Genomic DNA, 17,172 nt, shown 5'->3' with positions numbered 1-17,172 from the left:
CCGGGGTGGATCTGGCGCATCGAGCGCTTCAGGCCCTTGGCCCAGGCGCGGTACTTCTCGCAGAAGGCGCTGTAGCGGTAGGCGGCCTCACCGGCGCCCGCGCTGTACTCCTCCCACAGCAGCTGCAGCGTGACGCCGGGGCGCTTGAGCTCCTGGTGCAGCGATGCGTAGTCGGGCTCGCGCCGCGTGCTGCTGCGTGGCCGCGGTGGCGGGTACAGCCGTGCTTGCAGCTCTTCGTCGCTGAGCGTGGCCGCCTGGGGCCACCCAACGCCGGCGTCGCGCGCATACATCGCGATCTCGCTGACGGTGGTCTTGCTGATGCCCAAAGCGGCGGCCACCTGCCGGGTGCTGAGGCTGGCGTCGGCCAGCAGTTGAAGTGCTTGTCTGATCTTGCTCATGAGGACCCTTGGTGTGGGCATCGCCTCTCCCGGCCAAAAAGCCGGGCAGCCTATGCCTCGTTGGGTCACTCAGGACACCCTCCCGGTGTCCGCGATCAGTTTGGAATGCTGTCCGCCATCAGCGTGGAACGGTGTCCGCCATCACAGCGGAATGCTGTCCGCCATCACAGCGGAACGGTGTCCGCGATCGCGTGGAATACGCAGCGCGCATGCTCATCGTTGAGCGGCTGCCCGGCGTGTCACCAGACGTCATCGAGGCTCAGCTCGCGCACGGCAAGTCCGGCCCCCTGGGCATGGCCTACGACCGCGCCGAGTTCATGGAGCAGCGGCGGCAGATGATGGTTCTCTGGGCCGAGTACCTGGACCAGCTGAAGGCCGGCGCCAAGGTGATCGATTTCAGGGCGGCGTGACCATGCGACCAATTTACTGCCCGGCCTGCGCGCTAAGGACATCGTTCAACAGGTTCGAGTTTCTGTGCCCCACGGGCCGTTCGCTTCACGCCCAGTTGGGCCATGCGATCACCAACGCGGTTTACCGCGTCGACGCGCCAAAAACCGAACCTCGGAAGCCGGGTCCGGTTGGCGATCTCACCTGCCCCAGCTGCACCGCGGATCTCATCGAATTCACGTCGAACGACCGATTCCTTCGTTGCAGCTACTGTGCGTTTGAGCTGCCGGTTACAGCGCTGCCCGAACTTAACGAATTCAGATTGGATCACCCAGATCGCGACGATCCTGACGGTGATGGAGAGATCTACGACACCTGACTCCGGCGCCTCAGCGGTCCTGAGGCAAAGCGGCCGAACCCAGGGGGTAGGAGCCCTGGGCCGGCCTGACCAACGACCCCACCTGATGAAGAGGTGAAACATGCTGGCTAATTCCAATTCTCTCAGCACCGGCGGGATGCTGCGCCTGATGGTGCGACGGCCCAGTGCCGGGACGGCACCTACAGCTTCAGCCAGCATCACCGAGGAACCTGCTCGCACCATGGCGGGGTCGCGCAGTGGCTGTGAAGACGGTTCAGCCCTGACAGTCGGCCTGCAGCTTCGGCCAGCGCGTTCAGACCGTTGGAAGGCGATCGTGCAAGAGCCGTTGCCAGATTAGGTCGCTCTCGCGAACCATCCAGCTGGCAGTTGCGGTCATCGGGCATGGGCGGCAGCACGCATTGCCAGACGCTGCACCACGGCCTGCGCCGGCTTCTGTCGGATCGAGGGTATGTCCTGATGAGTGGACGGGGCGCTCAAACGTCATTGAAGGAGAGGGCGCCAGGTGGCCCGACGCCCTCTCGCATCAGCCCTGCGACTGGTGCATGTCGATCAGCTTCAGGCGGAGCGCGATGATGGCGTCGCCGAGGGCCCTTCCTCCTTCTGGGGAGCAGTCTCTGAGTTGAAACAGCTCGGGCTGATGCTTGATGAGTTCCGCCAGGAGGTTGTCGGCGGCGTTTTCTGCTTGGCTTGATGCCATTGGGGGAACCTTTCAGGGGTTAGGTTGGTGCCGGGAAAGCCGTCACCTTCGCCAATCGTTCCGTACGTTTCTCGGAATACAACCGGAGGCCAGTCCGCCTGCACGACGCGATGTCTCAGACGGTAGCGAAACCTGCCGCGGTCGGCTAGGGTCGCCGTCCTTTCCATCGGAGGTCCAGATGCAATCAACGGAGATGGGCAATCTGGCGCGCGAGTTCGCCGTGGTCGAGATGTCCGGTGACAAGGCAGAGGAAAAGGCCTTCGTGGTGGGCTTCGCGAGACGGTTCACTGACGTTTTGCAGATAGAAGGCCGCGAACCCGACGACTGGGAAGTGCACCAGATCCTGGCGATGGCCGGCGCATTGAACGCCGGCATGACGCGCCTTGCGGCGACCTGCCTAGGTCAGGCCATGGCCGACCCTGAGACATGCGTGCCCGAGCTCCGGCAGGCGACTGGCCTTGCGACGCGCCGTCAGCTCGAGGATGTGATCTACGGCTGTGGCTGAGGCCGACATCAGTGCCCGCCTGACTCGGGGCGTCCTACCCTTCCAATCACATGCAGAATCCGACGCATGGAACTTCCAGTCACCGGAGTCTGACCGTGCTCAGCATCCCCAACACCAGCGGCAGTGGTGCCAGGCCGCGCCTCCCGCTTACAGGTGGTTGAGACCGTGGCGGCCATTCCCTACGGCGGTGGCTGACTCTATGGCCAAGCTCCCACGCACGGGCGGAGGCTCTCCGCGGATCCCCTTCACTGGTGGCGACAAGCTGCAGGTTCTGTACAGGGCGAGTGATTCGACCACGCGTCCCCCTGAAGTGCGGGGGCTAACGCGCTCCTGAGCCGGGTAACGGGGCGCCGTCGTGGATCATCGGGAAAAGACCAAATGGGAAGCGAAGTTGTGCCGAAGCACTCGGACGTTCACGCTTCCTCAACAATCGAAAAGCCCCCCAAATCAGCGTCAACTATTTTTTGGTTGACAATGCCCGACCGTCTAAAGTTACATGGGAAAGCACGACAAGACCATCGAGAAGCTGCTCCGCCGCCCGCCGCCCGCCGATTTGCGTTGGGCGGACATGGCGGCGCTGCTGGTCTCGATGGGGTTCCAGGAGGTTCAAGGTTCCGGGTCACGTTGTCGTTTCTTTCACGCTGGGTCGCAGCGGGTGATTAGCTTGCACAAGCCGCATCCACAGCCCGAGATGGACAAAGCTGCGGTCGCGCAGGTACGCGATTTTTTGATTGAACTGAATTTCATCCAATGACCAACGCCACGAAGCTGTACAGGGGCTACATCGGGTCGATCGACGTCGACCTCGAGGCGAAGTACCTTCATGGGAAGGTGCTTTATGTCCTTGACCTCGTTACTTTCACCAGCCCAGGTGTCGACGGGCTGCAGACTGCGTTTGAGGAGGCGGTAGACGACTACCTGGCGATGTGCGCGCAGTTGGGTAAGGAGCCCGACCGCCCGTTCAGCGGTGCGTTCCAAGTCCGTATGACCTCCGACCAGCATCGGGCCCTGGCGCTGGAAGCCAGTGCAAAGGGAATGACACTGAACGAGTTGTCGGTGGTCAAGCTCTGCTCGACGCCCGTCGAGCAGAAGGCCGTCCCGCAGGTCGTCATTGAGTCGATGCAGGTCAACGTGCAGTCTGGCACCGCTCAAGAGGTGGTTCTCAGGGACACCCCAGTCCAAGCACGAGCGACGCATTGATCATGAGCAACACTCAACAGACTCCCAACCCCCCCGAGGAAGCTGCGAAGCAGACGTTGACGATCGCCGAACTCACCACCGTACTGATCAAGCACTACGGAATAAAGGAAGGTCTCTATGAAGCCTCCTTCGGCATAGGCATCACCGTCGGAGGTTTTCAGCCCGTTCCGAACGAGCCTCCCTATCCAGGTGCTGCGGTCTTTGTGCAAAGCGTCAGCCTGCAGGCGGTCCCGATTCCTTCACCGCACAGCGTGGATGCAAGCAAAGTGTCTTTGGTGGGCGATCGTCATCAAGACGTACCGCAAGGTTCGAAGGGGTAGCGAAAGGGCGGTGGGGGAACAAATGGGGGAACGAACACCCGTCTCCATAGCACATGGCTAGCATCCATGCGGCCTGGCTGGCATTGTTCAATGCCCGTCCCGCTCAGGCAAAGGTGTTGACGTTGCGCCCCACGCTGCCCTGCGTCGCCAGGGCCGGCTGTTGCGGCAGCGCATTGAGCAGAGCGATGGCGCTTGTGGCCTGCACGTCCAGCGCCTTTCTGAGCACCAGGGTGCTGGCCGCGCCTTGAACGGTGCCAGGGGCGCCGTTGGATGCGTTGCTGACGGCCGCGCTGACGTTGGCGGAATTGGCGATGTCCATTCCCGGCCTATCGGCTGTTCCGGCGCCGACTTGAGCGCCAAATTCACAAGGCGGCGGGCCAGCGCTGCACTTTCGGCTCGTGCCAGCCCAGCACGCGTTCGACCCAGGCGCGCAGCGCGGCCGGGTCGCCGCTGGTTTCGATATGGAGCGCGGGCGACTCGGGGCCTGGCGCCCAGAGGTCAGCGGCGCGGCGGGCGACGGCGGTCTCGATGTGCAGCAACGTGACACCCGGGCCGAGGGCGGCCTGCCACAGCGGCTCGATCAGCGGGTAGTGGGTGCAGCCCAGCAGGGCCGTGTCGACGCCCGCAGCGCGCAGTGGCTCGCAGTGGTGAGCGACCAGCGCGCGAAGTTCGGTGCTGTCGAGATCGCCGGCCTCGATGTGGTCGACGATGCCCGGGCAGCCTTGCACGACGACCTCGCTCGCCCCGGCATGCCTTTCGATCAGGGCCCGCAGCCGTGCGCTCGCGGCGGTCGCGGGCGTGGCCAGCAGGCCGATGCAGCCGTTGCGCGTCGCCGCCACGGCGGGCTTGATACCCGGTTCGGTGCCGACGAAGGGCAGGGCGGGCCAGCGGGCGCGCAGGGCCTCGATGGCGTGGGCCGTGGCCGTGTTGCAGGCGATGACGATGAGTTCGGCCCCCTGCTCGATCAGGTGCTCGGTGATCGCGGTGCTGCGCGCGCGGATGTCCTCCGGGCTGCGGTTGCCATAGGGCGCGTAGGCTGTGTCGGCCAGATAGCGCAGCCGGGCACTGGGCAGCAGCGCGCGCAGTTCGCGCAGCACCGTGAAGCCGCCGACGCCGGAGTCGAAGACGCCGATCTCGCGGCGTGTGAGGGAGTCAGTCTGCATGGGCGCGTGCAGTCTAGCTTCACGATTTCGAGAGGCATCCCCACAAAGACTTCGCCCGCTGCGACCCGGCCTATCGCTAGAATAGAACGATCGTGCTTTTTTAGGCATGGCTCCGCGACGAGCGCCCCTTAGAATCCAATTAACGTTTACGTCAATTCGAGCTGGAGTTTTCGATGAAGGTCTTGGTCCCTGTCAAACGCGTCGTCGACTACAACGTCAAGGTGCGCGTCAAGAGCGACGGCACGGGCGTCGACATCGCCAACGTGAAGATGTCGATGAACCCCTTCGACGAGATCGCCGTCGAAGAAGCCGTGCGCCTGAAGGAAAAAGGCGCGGTCACCGAGGTGATCGCCGTGTCCTGCGGTGTCACGCAGTGCCAGGAGACGCTGCGCACGGCCATGGCCATCGGCGCGGACCGCGCCATCCTGGTCGAGACCCCCGCCGACCTCGAACTGCAGCCCCTGGCCGTCGCCAAGCTGCTCAAGGCCCTGGTCGACAAGGAAGGCCCGAGCCTCGTGATCCTGGGCAAGCAGGCCATCGACGACGACTGCAACCAGACCGGCCAGATGCTGGCCGCCCTTACCGGCATGCCGCAGGGCACCTTCGCTTCCAAGGTCGAAGTGGCCGGCGACAAGGTCAGCGTGACCCGTGAAGTGGACGGCGGCCTGGAGACGGTCTCCCTGAGCCTGCCCGCCGTCGTGACCACCGACCTGCGCCTGAACGAACCGCGCTACGTCACGCTGCCCAACATCATGAAGGCCAAGAAGAAGCCGCTGGACATCGTCAAGCCCGCCGACCTGGGCGTGGACGTGGCGCCGCGCATCAAGACCCTCAAGGTCGGCGAGCCGCCCAAGCGTGGCGCCGGCGTCAAGGTGCCCGATGTCGCCACGCTGGTGACGAAGCTGAAGACCGAAGCCAAGGTCATCTGAGCGCCGTTTAAAGACTTTGCGGGACAGACCTTCGCGGCGCAGCCGCCAGCACTGTCCTCAACTGACTAGGATTTGGAGACATTGAGATGACCGCACTCGTCATTGCCGAACACGACCACGGCACCCTGAAGTCCGCCACGCTGAACACCGTCACCGCCGCTGCCGCCCTGGGCGGCGACGTGCATGTGCTGGTGGCCGGCCACAACGCCGCCGCCGCCGCCTCGGCCGCTGCGCAGATCGCCGGTGTCGCCAAGGTGCTGCACGCCGATGCCGCCGCGCTGGCCGAAGGCCTGGCCGAGAACGTCGCCGCGCAGGTGATCGCGCTGGCCCCGGGCTACAGCCATATCCTCTTCCCCGCCACCGCGGCTGGCAAGAACGTCGCGCCGCGCGTCGCTGCGCTGCTGGACGTGGGCCAGATCAGCGACATCACCAAGGTCGTCGCTGCCGACACCTTCGAGCGCCCCATCTACGCCGGCAACGCCATCGCCACAGTGCAGAGCGCCGACGCCACCAAGGTCATCACCGTGCGCACGACCGGCTTCGACCCGGCCGCCGCCAGCGGTGGCTCTGCCGCCGTCGAGACCGTGGCTGCCGCCGCCGACTCCGGCAAGAGCAGCTTCGTCGGCCGTGAGGTCACCAAGAGCGACCGCCCCGAGCTGACCGCCGCCAAGATCATTGTGTCGGGCGGCCGTGCGCTGGGCAGCAACGACAAGTTCATGGAAGTGCTGACGCCGCTGGCGGACAAGCTGGGCGCAGCGCTCGGCGCCAGCCGCGCCGCCGTCGACGCCGGCTATGCACCCAACGACTGGCAGGTCGGCCAGACCGGCAAGATCGTCGCGCCCCAGCTCTACGTGGCCTGCGGCATCTCCGGCGCCATCCAGCACCTGGCCGGCATGAAGGACTCCAAGGTCATCGTCGCGATCAACAAGGACCCGGAGGCGCCGATCTTCTCGGTGGCCGACTACGGCCTCGAGGCCGATCTGTTCACGGCCGTGCCCGAACTCGTCGCCGCGCTGTAAGCAACCCCAGCGCCGATCACTGCCGGGCGCCCGACTGAAACTGTCGCGGCGCCCTTTTTGTTTCCACCAGGAGGAACAAATGAGTTACCAAGCCCCCGTCAAGGACATGCTCTTCAACATCCAGCATCTGGCTGGCCTGGAGACGCTGACGCATCAAGTCCCCGCATTTGCCGACTTCGGCCTGGACACGGCCGGTGCCGTGCTGGAGGAGTGTGCCAAGCTGACGCAGGACGTCATCGCGCCGCTGAACTTCGAGGGCGACAAGAACCCTTCGAGCTGGAAGGACGGCGTCGTCACGACGACGCCCGGCTTCAAGCAGGCCTTCCGTGCCTATGCCGAAGGCGGCTGGCAGGGCCTGGTGCACCCGACCGAGTTCGGTGGACAGGGCGCGCCCAAGACCATCGCCGCGGCCTGTGCCGAGATGCTGCAGGCGGCCAATATGAGCTTCGCGCTGTGCCCGCTGCTGACCGACGGCGCCGTCGAGGCACTGCTGACCGCCGGCAGCGACGTGCAGAAGGCCACCTTCATCCCCAAGCTGCTGGACGGCAGCTGGACCGGCACGATGAACCTGACCGAGCCGCAGGCCGGTTCCGACCTGGCCCTGGTGCGCACGCGCGCCGAGCCCCAGCCTGACGGCAGCTACAAGATCTTCGGCACCAAGATCTTCATCACCTATGGTGAGCACGACATGGCCGAGAACATCGTCCACCTCGTGCTGGCCCGCGTGGCGGGCGCGCCGGAGGGCGTGAAGGGCATCAGCCTGTTTCTGGTGCCCAAGTTCCTCGTCAATGCGGATGGCTCGCTGGGCGCGCGCAACGACGCGCACTGCGTGTCCATCGAGCACAAGATGGGCATCAAGGCCAGCCCGACGGCCGTGCTGCAGTTCGGCGACGGCACGGCGGCGATGTGTGCGAACGGCGCCGGCCCCGGCGCCGTGGGCCAGCTCATCGGCCAGGAGAACCGCGGCCTCGAGTACATGTTCATCATGATGAACGCGGCCCGCTATGGCGTCGGGCTGCAGGGCGTCGCCATCGCCGACCGCGCCTACCAGAAGGCCGCGGCCTACGCGAAGGACCGCGTGCAGTCGCGCCCCGTGGATGGTTCCGTGGCCGGCAGCGCGGCCATCATCCACCACCCCGATGTGCGCCGCATGCTGATGACGATGCGCTCGCTGACCGAGGGCTGCCGCGCGATGGCGAGCACGGCCGCTGCGGCCTTCGACGCGGCCCACCATCACCCCGACGCCGAGGCCCGCAAGCAGAACCAGGCCTTCTACGACTTCATGGTGCCGCTGGTGAAGGGCTACAGCACCGAGATGAGCCTGGAGGTCACGTCGCTGGGCGTGCAGGTGCACGGCGGCATGGGCTTCATCGAGGAGACCGGCGCGGCCCAGTACTACCGCGATGCCAAGATCCTGACCATTTACGAGGGCACGACGGCCATCCAGGCCAACGACCTCGTCGGCCGCAAGACGGCGCGTGACGGCGGCCAGCTGGCGCGTGGCATCGCGGGCCAGATCGAAGTCACCGAGGCGGCACTGGCCAAGCGCGACAGCGCGGCCGCCCGCGCGGTACTGAAGGCCCTGCGTGCCTCGCGCGAGGACTTCCTCGCCGTGGTCGACTTCATCGCAGCCTCCGCCAAGGCCAGCCCGAACGCCGCCTATGCCGGCTCGGTGCCCTATCTGATGCTGGCCGGCAACCTCGTCGCCGGCTGGCAGCTGGCGCGTGCGTTGATGGTGGCGGAAGACGCGTTGGCGACAGACAAGGCCTTCATGGAAGCCAAGATCACGACCGCACGCTTCTACGCCGAGCACATCCTGCCGCGCACGGCGTCGCTGCGTGCCGCCATCGTCGATGGCGCCGACAGCGTCACCGAACTGAGCCTCGACGCATTCTGATGACCTTGCGGGTCGGACCACGCGCAGCGTGCTCCGACCTCAACCGACCGGAGACATCAATTTGGCCCTGCCTCCCATCCTGAAGAACCTGCCGCTGCCGGTCATCGGCTCGCCGCTGTTCATCATCAGCAACCCCAAGCTCGTCATCGAGCAGTGCAAGGCCGGCGTCGTCGGCTCCATGCCGGCGCTCAACGCCCGGCCCGCCGAGCAGCTCGACGAATGGCTGGCGGAGATCACCGAAACGCTGGCGGCCTACAACCGCGCCAACCCGGACAAGCCCGCCGCGCCCTTCGCGATCAACCAGATCGTGCACAAGAGCAACGAGCGACTCGAGCACGACATGCAGGTCTGCGCCAAGTACAAGGTGCCCATCGTCATCACCAGCCTCGGTGCGCGCGAGGACGTCAATCAGGCCGTGCATGCCTGGGGCGGCATCGTGCTGCACGACATCATCAACAACAAGTTCGCGAAGAAGGCCATCGAGAAGGGCGCCGACGGTCTCATCGCGGTGGCTGCAGGCGCCGGCGGCCATGCGGGCGTGAAGAGCCCTTTCGCGCTGATCCACGAGATCCGTGAATGGTTCGACGGCCCGCTGGCGCTGTCGGGCTCGATGGCGACGGGCGACGCCATCCTGGCCGCCCAGGCCATGGGTGCCGACCTGGCCTATATCGGCTCGGCCTTCATCGCCACCGAGGAGGCCCGCGCCAGCGACGCCTACAAGCAGATGATCGTGGCCAGCAACAGCGACGACATCGTCTATAGCAACCTCTTCACCGGCGTGCACGGCAACTACCTGCGCGGATCGGTCGTCGCGGCCGGCCTGGACCCCGAGAACCTGCCCGAGAGCGACCCGAGCAAGATGAACTTCGGCGGTGGCGCGGCCAAGGCCTGGAAGGACATCTGGGGCAGCGGCCAGGGCATCGGCGCGGTGCGCGAGGTCGTGCCGGCGGCCCAGCTGGTGGCGCGGCTCAAGCGCGAATACGCCGCGGCGCGCGAGCGCCTGGCCTTGAACTGAAGGACTGCCGCCTCGACATGACGGCCGCCCTCGGGCGGCCGTTTTTCATGGGCGGCCGCGCAACAGTCTCAGCCCGTTGAACACCACCAGCAGGCTGGCACCCATGTCGGCAAAAACCGCCATCCACATCGTCGCGCTGCCGAACACCGCCAGCACGAAGAACACGGCCTTGATGCCGAGAGCCAGCGCGATGTTCTGCCACAGCACCGCATAGGTGCGCTTGGAGAGCCGGATCGTCTGCGGCAGCTTGCGCAGGTCGTCGTTCATGATGAGGACGTCGGCGGCCTCCTTGGCGATGTCGGTGCCGGCGGCGCCCATCGAGAAGCCCACGGCCGCGGCGGCCAGGCTGGGCGCGTCGTTCACGCCGTCGCCCACCATGCCAACCGGCCCCCGGGCGCCCAGCGCGATGACGGCCTGCTGCTTGTCCTGAGGCAGCAGGTTGGCCTGCACGTCGGCGATGCCCAGCTGGCTGGCGATGGCCTGGGCCGTGGACGGGTTGTCGCCGGTCAGCATGACGGGATGCACGCCCAGTGCCAGCAGTTCGGCGACCGCCTCGCGGCTGCTGGCCTTGGTGGTGTCCGCTACGGCGAACATGGCGAGAGCGCGGCGGTCGTCCGCCAGCAGGGACACGGTACGGCCCTGGGCTTCATGTTCCTGCATCAGCGCCTCCAGCTCGGGCGTGCACTGGCCGCGGTCATGGACCCAGCGGTGATTGCCCAGCACGACGTCGAGACCGTCGACGCGGCCGTGCACGCCGTGGCCCAGCTCGGCGCCGAAGCCGTCCACGGGCAGCGACTCGCCGTCTAGCCCTGCCGCGACGGCCTGGGAGACCGGGTGGTCGGAGCGCGCCGCCAGGCTGCGCGCGATGCGCAGCACATGGGCCTCGGGCAGGTCGGCGGCGAGCACGCGCTGCGCGACGAGCCGCGGGCGGCCCTCGGTCAGCGTGCCGGTCTTGTCCAGGGCCAGCACCTTGAGCCTGCGCGCCTGCTCCAGGTGCACGCCGCCCTTGATGAGGATGCCGCGCCGTGCCGCGGCGGCCAGGCCGCTGACGACCGTCACCGGCGTGGAGATGACCAGCGCGCAGGGGCAGGCGATGACGAGCAGCACCAGGGCCTTGTAGATGCCGCTGAGCCAGGGCCAGCCCAGCAGCAGCGGCGTGCCGACGGCCACGGCCAGGGCCAGCAGGAAGACGGCCGGCGTGTAGACGGCGGCGAAGCGGTCGACGAGGCGCTGCGTGGGCGCGCGCTGGCCCTGCGCGGCTTCGACGGCGTGGATGATGCCGGCCAGCAGCGTGTCGCCGGCCGGCTTGCCGACCTCGAACTCCAGCGACCCACTCTGATTGATGGTGCCGGCGAAGACCTCGTCGCCGGGGCCCTTGTCGACGGGGATGCTCTCGCCGGTGACGGGCGACTGGTCCACGGCGCCTTGCCCCGCGGTGACGCGGCCATCGAGCGCAAATCGCTCGCCCGGCCTGACGCGCACCGTGGCGCCCACGGCGACGGCCTTGGCCGCCACGCGGGCCCAGCTGCCGTCGGGCTGGCGTACCTCGGCCTGCTCGGGCGACAGCGCCAGCAGGCCCGTGATGGCGCGGCGCGCGCGCTCCACCGAGCGGGCCTCGATCAACTCGGCCAGCGAGTACAGCGCCATCACCATCGCGGCCTCGGGCCATTGGCCGATCACGAAGGCGCCGATGACGGCGACCGACATCAGCGCGTTGATGTCGAGCCGGCCGCGCAGCAGCGACGCGAGGCCCTTGCTCAGCACCGCGAGGCCCGACAAACCGATGGCGACGGCGGCCACGGCCATGCCCATGGCCTGCCAGCCGAGGCCATCCGGCACGAGGAAGTGCAGCAGCTCCGCCGAGGTGGCCACGGCCAGCGCCGCCAGCAGGCGCAGGAACTCGGCGCGTTGGGCCTGGGCCGTGTCCTCGGCGGCCGGCGCCGCCGACAGCATCTCGGTCTTGAAGCCGGCCTTGGCGATGGCGGCACTGATGGCCTGCCACGAGGAGGCTGGCGCATCCACGCTCAGCGCGCGCGCTGCCAGGTCGAAATGCAGGCGGCGGATGTCGGCGAAGCCCTCCAGCGCGCGGCGGATCTGGCCTTCCTCGGTGGGGCAGTCCATCGCGGGGATGCGCAGCAGCAGGCCGCCGTTGGCGGCGGACGCCGGAAAAGGGGCTGCCGTAGCGGCGCAGGCATTGCCGTGGCAGCAGGCCGCTGTCGCATGGTCGTGATGGTCGTGGCCGTGGTGCTCATGGCGGTGCCCGGCATGGTGGTGGTGAGAGCTCATGGGTTTGTCTTCGTGCGATTGAGGTTATTGGAATCCCTGGAGCAACTCCAGAGTCAAGTCCTTAGACTCGATGCCCTCCAAGCCAGAAAGCCCGCTATGAAGATCGGCGAACTTGCCGCCGCCTCGTCGACCGCCGTCGACACCATCCGCTACTACGAGCGCGAGGGGTTGCTGCCCGCGCCGGGGCGCACCCAGGGCGGCTTCCGGGTCTACGAGGCCGTGCACCTGGAGCGGCTGCAGTTCATCCGCTACTGCCGCGGCCTGGACATGTCGCTGGACGAGGTGCGCGTGCTGCTGCGGGTGAAGGACGCGCCGGGCGGCGATTGCGGCGACGTCAACGCGCTGCTGGACGAGCACATCGGCCATGTCTCGCGCCGCATCAAGGAGCTGCGTGCGCTGGAGGCCCAGCTCAGGGACCTGCGCCGGAGCTGCATCGCGGCCCAGGGGGCCGACCAGTGCGGCATCCTCAACGGCCTGGCCGCCGCGGCCCAGGAGGGCGGGGCGGCGGTGCCGGCCGTGCCGGGCTCCCATCTGCGCTCGGTGCACAGGCACTGAGGCCCCGGGGCCGGCAGGTGCTCAGCGCCTGTTGATGCGCCAGACCGGCAGCATCCAGCCGGTCCACAGAGCCAAGCCGCGCAGCAGCACCGCCGTGGCGGCCGAGGCGCTGATGGCGGCCCACTGCGGCGCCTGCAACTGCACGGCGGCCACCAGCACCCAGGCGCCGACGAAGCTGCACAGCGCATAGGGCCGGTGGTCGTGGAAGGCGGCGGGGATCTCGTTGCAGACGATGTCGCGCAGCACGCCGCCGAAGACGGCCGTGATGACGCCCATCAGCACGGCCACGATGGCCGGCATGCCCATGTCCAGCGCGAGCAGGCTGCCGTTGGCCGTGAACAGGCCCAAGCCCAATGCATCGGGCCACTGGATGGCGCGTTCGGTCAGCGCGAGGTGGCGCCGGCGCAGGAAGAGCATGGCGCCGAGGCTGAGCGCCAGCAGGGCCCACAGCCAGTCGGCATGCTCGACCCAGAAGAAGGGGCGGCGGTCCAGCAGCACGTCGCGCAGCGTGCCACCGCCGAAGGCCGACAAGCCGGCGACGACGCACAGGCCCACGGCATCGAGCTGCTTGCGCGCGCCGGCCAGCAGGCCGGACAGCGCGAAGGCGAGGGTGGCGGCCACCTCGACGGCGGCCTGCAGCGTCGAGAAATTGATGACTGGAGGTTTCACCCCCGCATCATCCCTTCACTTCGCCGCCTTGCCGGGCGCGCTCACCGGACCGTCGTGAAGCGCGCCTGGAAGTTGTCGTCGGAGCGGTAAAGGGTGTCCACATTGGGCTTCATTGCCCAGGGCCGGACCTGGTGGTGGATGGGGATGAAGAGGTATTCGTCGCGGATGCGCAGCAGGGCTTCGCGGATCTGCGCATTGCGCCTGGCCACGTCGGGCTCGAACTTGATCTGCTGGATCAGCGCGTCGAGCTTTGCGTCGCTGACCTTGCCGAAATTGAAGTTGCCGTCCGACCCGCCGCTGCGCGTGTGGCCCCAGGCCTGCATCGCGTACTGGGCGTCATACGTGGTGACGCCCCAGCCCAGCATGTAGAGCGGCGACTCGCCGCGCTGGAAGGTCTGGCTGTGCGTGACGAAGGGCGTCGCGATCAGCCGGGCCTTGACGCCGATCTTGGCCCACATCGAGACCGCCGCCTGGCAGACCTGCTCGTCGTTGACGTAGCGGTTGTTCGGGCAATGCAGCGGCACCTCGAAGCCCTGCGGGTAGCCGGCCTCGGCCAGCAGCTTGCGGGCTTTGTCGACGTCCGGCTTCAGCGGCGTGTCCAGCGCCGTGTCGTAGCCGTTGACGCCGGGCGGCACCATCAGCGCCGCCGGCACCGACAGGCCGCGCATGATGCTGCGCTTGATGGCCTCGCGGTCCAGCGCCAGGTTCATGGCCTCGCGCACCCGCTTGTCCTTGAACGGGTTCCTGCCCTTCACGTTGGAGTCGCGCAGTTCGTCGCTGCCCTCGTCCATCACGAAGAAGACGGTGCGCACCTCGGCGCCTTCAAGCACCTTGAGCTTGCCCTCTTCCTTGATCTTGAAGAAGTCGGCCGGCGGCAGGTCGGTGACGATGTCCACGTCGCCCGACAGCAGGGCCGCCACGCGCGTGGGTGCGGACTTGATCGGCAGATAGGTGAGCTCGGTGACATTGCCCTTGCTCGTGCCCCACCAGTCCTTGTTCGCCACCAGCTTCAGCGCCTGGTCGGGCTGCCAGGAGACAAAGCGGTAGGGGCCGGTGCCGACGGCATTGCGGCTGGCGAAGTTCTCGTCCTTGGCCTTGTAGTCGGCGATGCTGCCGGCGTTGTTCTTCAGGCACCAGGACTTGCTCATGATGTTGAAGTTGACGAGGTTCTGCAGCAGCATCGGCGTCGGCGCCTCCAGCAGCAGGTCGACGGTGTGCTCGTCGATCTTCTTCACCTCCTTGATGCCGGAGACATAGGTCTGCTTGGTGCCCAGCGGCTGGCGGATACGGTCGAAGCTGTAGACGACGTCGTCCGCCGTGAAAGCCGAGCCGTCGTGAAATTTCACGCCGCGGCGCAGTTCGAAGCGGACCTGCGTGGGCGAGACATAGGTCCACCTGGTCGCCAGCGCGGGCTCGGGCTGGTAGGTCTCGCTGCGGCGCGTCAGGCCCTCGTAGATATGCGCCGAGATGGTGTTGGAGGTGTTGTGGTCCTGCGAATGCGGGTCCAGCGTCAGGATGTCGTTCTGTGCGGCCCAGCGCAACGGGGCGGCGATGGCCGTGCTGAGCGTCAGCGCGGCGAGCAGGGGCAGGAGTCGAAGAGCGAATTTCATGCGGCTTCCTCGGGGCGACAGAAGCCGAAAATGCTAGCCCCGCCCCCCGCGGCATCCGCTAGGGCTTGCCCGCGGGTTCCAGCGAGCAATCGCAGCCGGCGCCGGCGGCAATCCAGCGCCGCACCAGCCAGCCGCGCAGGCCGTGCGGTTGCGCGGTCAGCACGCCGCAGACATAGCGGGCGCCGTCCCAGCGCAGCGCGACGCAGGCGCCCTTGAAGCGTCGGCTCAGCAGCACGCCGAGCGGGCAGGGCTCGGCCAGGCAGCAGACGCCGCAGCCATTGCAGGCCTGCCCGAGGGCCGGCTTGGGCGGTGCGTCGGGGTGGATGCGGATGACTCGCGCGTCGGGCTGCATGCGCATGTTCCTTCTCTTTCTTCTACTACCGCAGCATCTTCGCCCGCTGCCGTGATACGGTCCAAGCGGATTGCCGGAGCGTTCACATGTCCAAGGTCAGAGTCGCCGCTTTCACGCTTTCTGCCGATGGCTTCGGCGCGGGGCCTGGCCAGAGCCTGGACAGGCCACTCGGTGTCGGCGGCGAGCAGTTGCACGGATGGCTGTTCGGGACGCGAACTTTCAGGCAGATGGTGCTGGGATTGGAGGGCGGCAGCACGGGTGCCGACGACGGCTTCTCGGCGCGCAGCTTCGACAACGTCGGCGCCTGGATCCTCGGTCGCAATATGTTCGGCCCCGTGCGCGGCCCCTGGCCCGACGACGGCTGGAAGGGCTGGTGGGGCCCCAATCCGCCCTACCACGTGCCCGTGTTCGTGCTGACCCGGCATGCGCGGCCGCCGCTGGAGATGGAGGGCGGCACGAGCTTCCACTTCGTGACCGACGGCATCGACGCCGCGCTGCGGCGTGCCAAGGCCGCCGCCGCGGGCAAGGACGTTCGCATCGGCGGCGGCGTCTCGACGATCCGGCAGTACCTGCAGGCCGGCGCGATCGACGAGATGCACCTGGCCCAGTCGCCGGTGCTGCTCGGCAGCGGCGAATCGCTGCTGGCCGGCATCGATCTGCCTGCGCTGGGTTGGCGCGTTACCGAGCGCGAAAGCACGGCGCAGGCGATGCACCTCGTGCTGACGAGGGCATCAAGCCACGTCAGGTCTTGACGCCCAGTTCCCGCAGCCGTTCGTTCAGATAGCTGTCCGCCGTGTAGCGGTCGCTCAGCACGACGTCGTCACGCGGATGCAGGAAGAGGGGCAGCGACACGCGGCTCTTCCTCGCGCCTTCGCCGCTCGGGTTGACGACGCGGTGCTGCGTCGACGGGTAATAGCCCTCGGAGGCTTCCTGCAGCATGTCGCCGATGTTGATGGTCAGCGTGCCGAAGTCGCAGGGCACGTCATGCCAGGCGCCGTCCTTGCCCAGCACCTGCAGGCCCGGCTCGTTGGCGGCGGGCAGGATGGTCAGCAGATTGATGTCGCCATGTGGCGCGGCGCGCAGCGAGCCCTCGGGCTCCTGGCCGGTCAGCGGCGGGTAGCGCAGCACGCGCAGCAGCGTCTTGGTGCTGCCCTGGATCATGCGGGACAGCGGCTCGCGGTACTTCGCGGCGATCTCGGGCGGCGTGTACTTCTCGACCCAGCCCAGCAGCTCCTCGGCCAGCGCGTTGGCCTCGCGGTAGTAGGTCAGCGCATCTTCCTTCAGCTGGGGCGGGACGCGGCCCCAGGGGTAGATGTGGAAGTACTCCTTGATGTCCTTCTGCTTGAAGCCCTTGGCCGTTTCGGAGATCTCGGTGGAGAACCAGCCGTCCTGCGTCTCCTTGGAGAAGGCGTAGGCCTGCTTGCCGTCGCCGTCGAAGAAGGCCAGCCAGTCGGCGTAGATCTTCTCGACCAGGGCCTGGCGGATCGGGTGGTGGGTCAGCACGCCGAAGCCGGTTTCGTGCAGGGAGCGGGTGAACTTCTCGGCCGCGTCGGCAGCGCGGTAGTCGACGACCTGGACTTGCATGTGGGATTCCTCGTTGTCCCGTGGCGCAGCCATTCAATCTCGGGGCTGTCGCGGCAGCAAGTTTACGAGCCAGTCAACTTTCCATGATCTGGCTCAGTGAACTTTGTCGCACCCCGTGCTGCTCTCGGGCAAACCCGAAGTGCTAGAGTTCGACCCCTTGAGACTTTGGTCCTTCCCGTCCCTTTTGCTGGCAACAGCGAAGGTGGG

Annotated in this window: 20 protein-coding genes and 1 pseudogene; 12 read left to right on the top strand and 9 right to left on the bottom strand. The window is 67.2% G+C overall.

What is annotated here, in order from left to right:
* Positions 1-398, bottom strand: a 398-nt coding sequence (locus tag EV671_RS18450) for an IS21 family transposase (RefSeq protein WP_481404366.1), incomplete at its 3' end; no start/stop codon positions are given.
* A gap of 209 nt (positions 399-607) precedes the next feature.
* On the opposite strand from EV671_RS18450, the gene EV671_RS18445 reads away from it, so the two are divergent.
* Positions 608-808: a hypothetical protein gene (locus tag EV671_RS18445; RefSeq protein ID WP_415840442.1), complete on the top strand. Its 201-nt coding sequence runs from the start codon at positions 608-610 to the stop codon at positions 806-808.
* Positions 809-1,305: 497 nt separating this feature from the next.
* A pseudogene (locus EV671_RS18435) lies at positions 1,306-1,410 on the top strand (DUF3761 domain-containing protein); the annotation flags it as partial.
* Between the two features lie 277 nt (positions 1,411-1,687).
* Here EV671_RS18435 and EV671_RS26825 read toward each other — a convergent pair.
* Positions 1,688-1,861 carry a hypothetical protein gene (locus tag EV671_RS26825; RefSeq protein ID WP_165917636.1) on the bottom strand — a complete coding sequence of 58 codons (174 nt, stop codon included), beginning with the start codon at positions 1,859-1,861 and terminating at the stop codon, positions 1,688-1,690.
* A gap of 178 nt (positions 1,862-2,039) precedes the next feature.
* Here EV671_RS26825 and EV671_RS18430 point away from each other — a divergent pair, with 178 nt between their 5' ends.
* The 4 genes from EV671_RS18430 (at position 2,040) to EV671_RS18415 (ending at position 3,886) form a co-directional block, all read left to right on the top strand.
* The gene (locus tag EV671_RS18430) at positions 2,040-2,366 is read left to right on the top strand and encodes a hypothetical protein (protein ID WP_132574427.1); all 327 of its coding nucleotides are present in this window, start codon (positions 2,040-2,042) and stop codon (positions 2,364-2,366) included.
* Positions 2,367-2,862: 496 nt separating this feature from the next.
* The gene (locus EV671_RS18425; RefSeq protein WP_132574425.1) at positions 2,863-3,120 is read left to right on the top strand and encodes a type II toxin-antitoxin system HicA family toxin; all 258 of its coding nucleotides are present in this window, start codon (positions 2,863-2,865) and stop codon (positions 3,118-3,120) included.
* Positions 3,117-3,566, top strand: a complete 450-nt coding sequence (locus tag EV671_RS18420) for a type II toxin-antitoxin system HicB family antitoxin (protein WP_132574423.1) — start codon at positions 3,117-3,119, stop codon at positions 3,564-3,566. The genes EV671_RS18425 and EV671_RS18420 overlap by 4 nt, the downstream gene beginning before the upstream one ends.
* 2 nt (positions 3,567-3,568) lie before the next feature.
* Positions 3,569-3,886: a hypothetical protein gene (locus EV671_RS18415; protein WP_132574421.1), complete on the top strand. Its 318-nt coding sequence runs from the start codon at positions 3,569-3,571 to the stop codon at positions 3,884-3,886.
* 103 nt (positions 3,887-3,989) lie between these two features.
* Here the strand turns inward: EV671_RS18415 and EV671_RS18410 are convergent, their stop codons facing one another.
* Both EV671_RS18410 and murI read right to left on the bottom strand, forming a co-directional pair.
* Entirely contained in the window at positions 3,990-4,205 is a 216-nt protein-coding gene (locus EV671_RS18410) for a putative motility protein (RefSeq protein ID WP_132574419.1), read from the bottom strand.
* A gap of 43 nt (positions 4,206-4,248) precedes the next feature.
* A complete protein-coding gene (murI, locus tag EV671_RS18405) occupies positions 4,249-5,049 on the bottom strand; it encodes a glutamate racemase (protein WP_132574417.1) in 801 nt (266 codons plus the stop codon).
* A 173-nt stretch (positions 5,050-5,222) separates the two neighbouring features.
* Between murI and EV671_RS18400 the strand changes: the two genes are divergently transcribed.
* From EV671_RS18400 to EV671_RS18385, 4 genes are all read left to right on the top strand, one after another.
* Positions 5,223-5,978: an electron transfer flavoprotein subunit beta/FixA family protein gene (locus tag EV671_RS18400; RefSeq protein ID WP_132574415.1), complete on the top strand. Its 756-nt coding sequence runs from the start codon at positions 5,223-5,225 to the stop codon at positions 5,976-5,978.
* Positions 5,979-6,064: 86 nt separating this feature from the next.
* A complete protein-coding gene (locus EV671_RS18395; protein ID WP_132574413.1) occupies positions 6,065-6,997 on the top strand; it encodes an electron transfer flavoprotein subunit alpha/FixB family protein in 933 nt (310 codons plus the stop codon).
* Between the two features lie 79 nt (positions 6,998-7,076).
* On the top strand, positions 7,077-8,894 hold the full coding sequence (locus tag EV671_RS18390) for an acyl-CoA dehydrogenase (protein ID WP_132574411.1): 1,818 nt from the start codon (positions 7,077-7,079) through the stop codon (positions 8,892-8,894).
* A gap of 55 nt (positions 8,895-8,949) precedes the next feature.
* Positions 8,950-9,909, top strand: a complete 960-nt coding sequence (locus EV671_RS18385; protein ID WP_207911198.1) for an NAD(P)H-dependent flavin oxidoreductase — start codon at positions 8,950-8,952, stop codon at positions 9,907-9,909.
* A 45-nt stretch (positions 9,910-9,954) separates the two neighbouring features.
* On the opposite strand, the gene EV671_RS18380 is transcribed toward EV671_RS18385, so the two are convergent.
* Positions 9,955-12,195 carry a heavy metal translocating P-type ATPase gene (locus EV671_RS18380; RefSeq protein ID WP_165917635.1) on the bottom strand — a complete coding sequence of 747 codons (2,241 nt, stop codon included), beginning with the start codon at positions 12,193-12,195 and terminating at the stop codon, positions 9,955-9,957.
* A gap of 96 nt (positions 12,196-12,291) precedes the next feature.
* On the opposite strand from EV671_RS18380, the gene cadR reads away from it, so the two are divergent.
* Complete coding sequence (gene cadR, locus EV671_RS18375; protein ID WP_132574407.1) at positions 12,292-12,750, top strand: Cd(II)/Pb(II)-responsive transcriptional regulator; 459 nt, start codon at positions 12,292-12,294, stop codon at positions 12,748-12,750.
* A gap of 21 nt (positions 12,751-12,771) precedes the next feature.
* Here cadR and EV671_RS18370 read toward each other — a convergent pair whose 3' ends face one another.
* Genes EV671_RS18370 through EV671_RS18360 form a run of 3 tightly spaced genes read right to left on the bottom strand, consistent with a single transcriptional unit; the run spans position 12,772 to position 15,381 of the window.
* Positions 12,772-13,419, bottom strand: a complete 648-nt coding sequence (locus EV671_RS18370; RefSeq protein ID WP_132574405.1) for a trimeric intracellular cation channel family protein — start codon at positions 13,417-13,419, stop codon at positions 12,772-12,774.
* 41 nt (positions 13,420-13,460) lie between these two features.
* Positions 13,461-15,029, bottom strand: coding sequence for an ABC transporter substrate-binding protein (locus EV671_RS18365; protein WP_132574403.1), 1,569 nt, complete (start codon positions 15,027-15,029; stop codon positions 13,461-13,463).
* A gap of 58 nt (positions 15,030-15,087) precedes the next feature.
* The gene (locus EV671_RS18360; protein ID WP_132574441.1) at positions 15,088-15,381 is read right to left on the bottom strand and encodes a hypothetical protein; all 294 of its coding nucleotides are present in this window, start codon (positions 15,379-15,381) and stop codon (positions 15,088-15,090) included.
* Between the two features lie 86 nt (positions 15,382-15,467).
* Here EV671_RS18360 and EV671_RS18355 point away from each other — a divergent pair, with 86 nt between their 5' ends.
* Complete coding sequence (locus tag EV671_RS18355; protein WP_132574400.1) at positions 15,468-16,133, top strand: dihydrofolate reductase family protein; 666 nt, start codon at positions 15,468-15,470, stop codon at positions 16,131-16,133.
* On the opposite strand, the gene EV671_RS18350 is transcribed toward EV671_RS18355, so the two are convergent.
* Positions 16,123-16,965 (bottom strand): isopenicillin N synthase family dioxygenase, encoded by an 843-nt coding sequence (locus EV671_RS18350; protein WP_132574398.1) that lies wholly within the window; start codon positions 16,963-16,965, stop codon positions 16,123-16,125. The two genes, EV671_RS18355 and EV671_RS18350, sit on opposite strands and share 11 nt — an antisense overlap.
* Positions 16,966-17,172: the final 207 nt, after the last annotated feature.

The sequence above is a fragment of the Roseateles saccharophilus genome (genome assembly GCF_004342485.1).
GTDB classification, from domain to species: Bacteria; Pseudomonadota; Gammaproteobacteria; order Burkholderiales; family Burkholderiaceae_C; genus Pelomonas; species Pelomonas saccharophila.
This window is presented reverse-complemented; position numbering and strand designations above follow the sequence as displayed.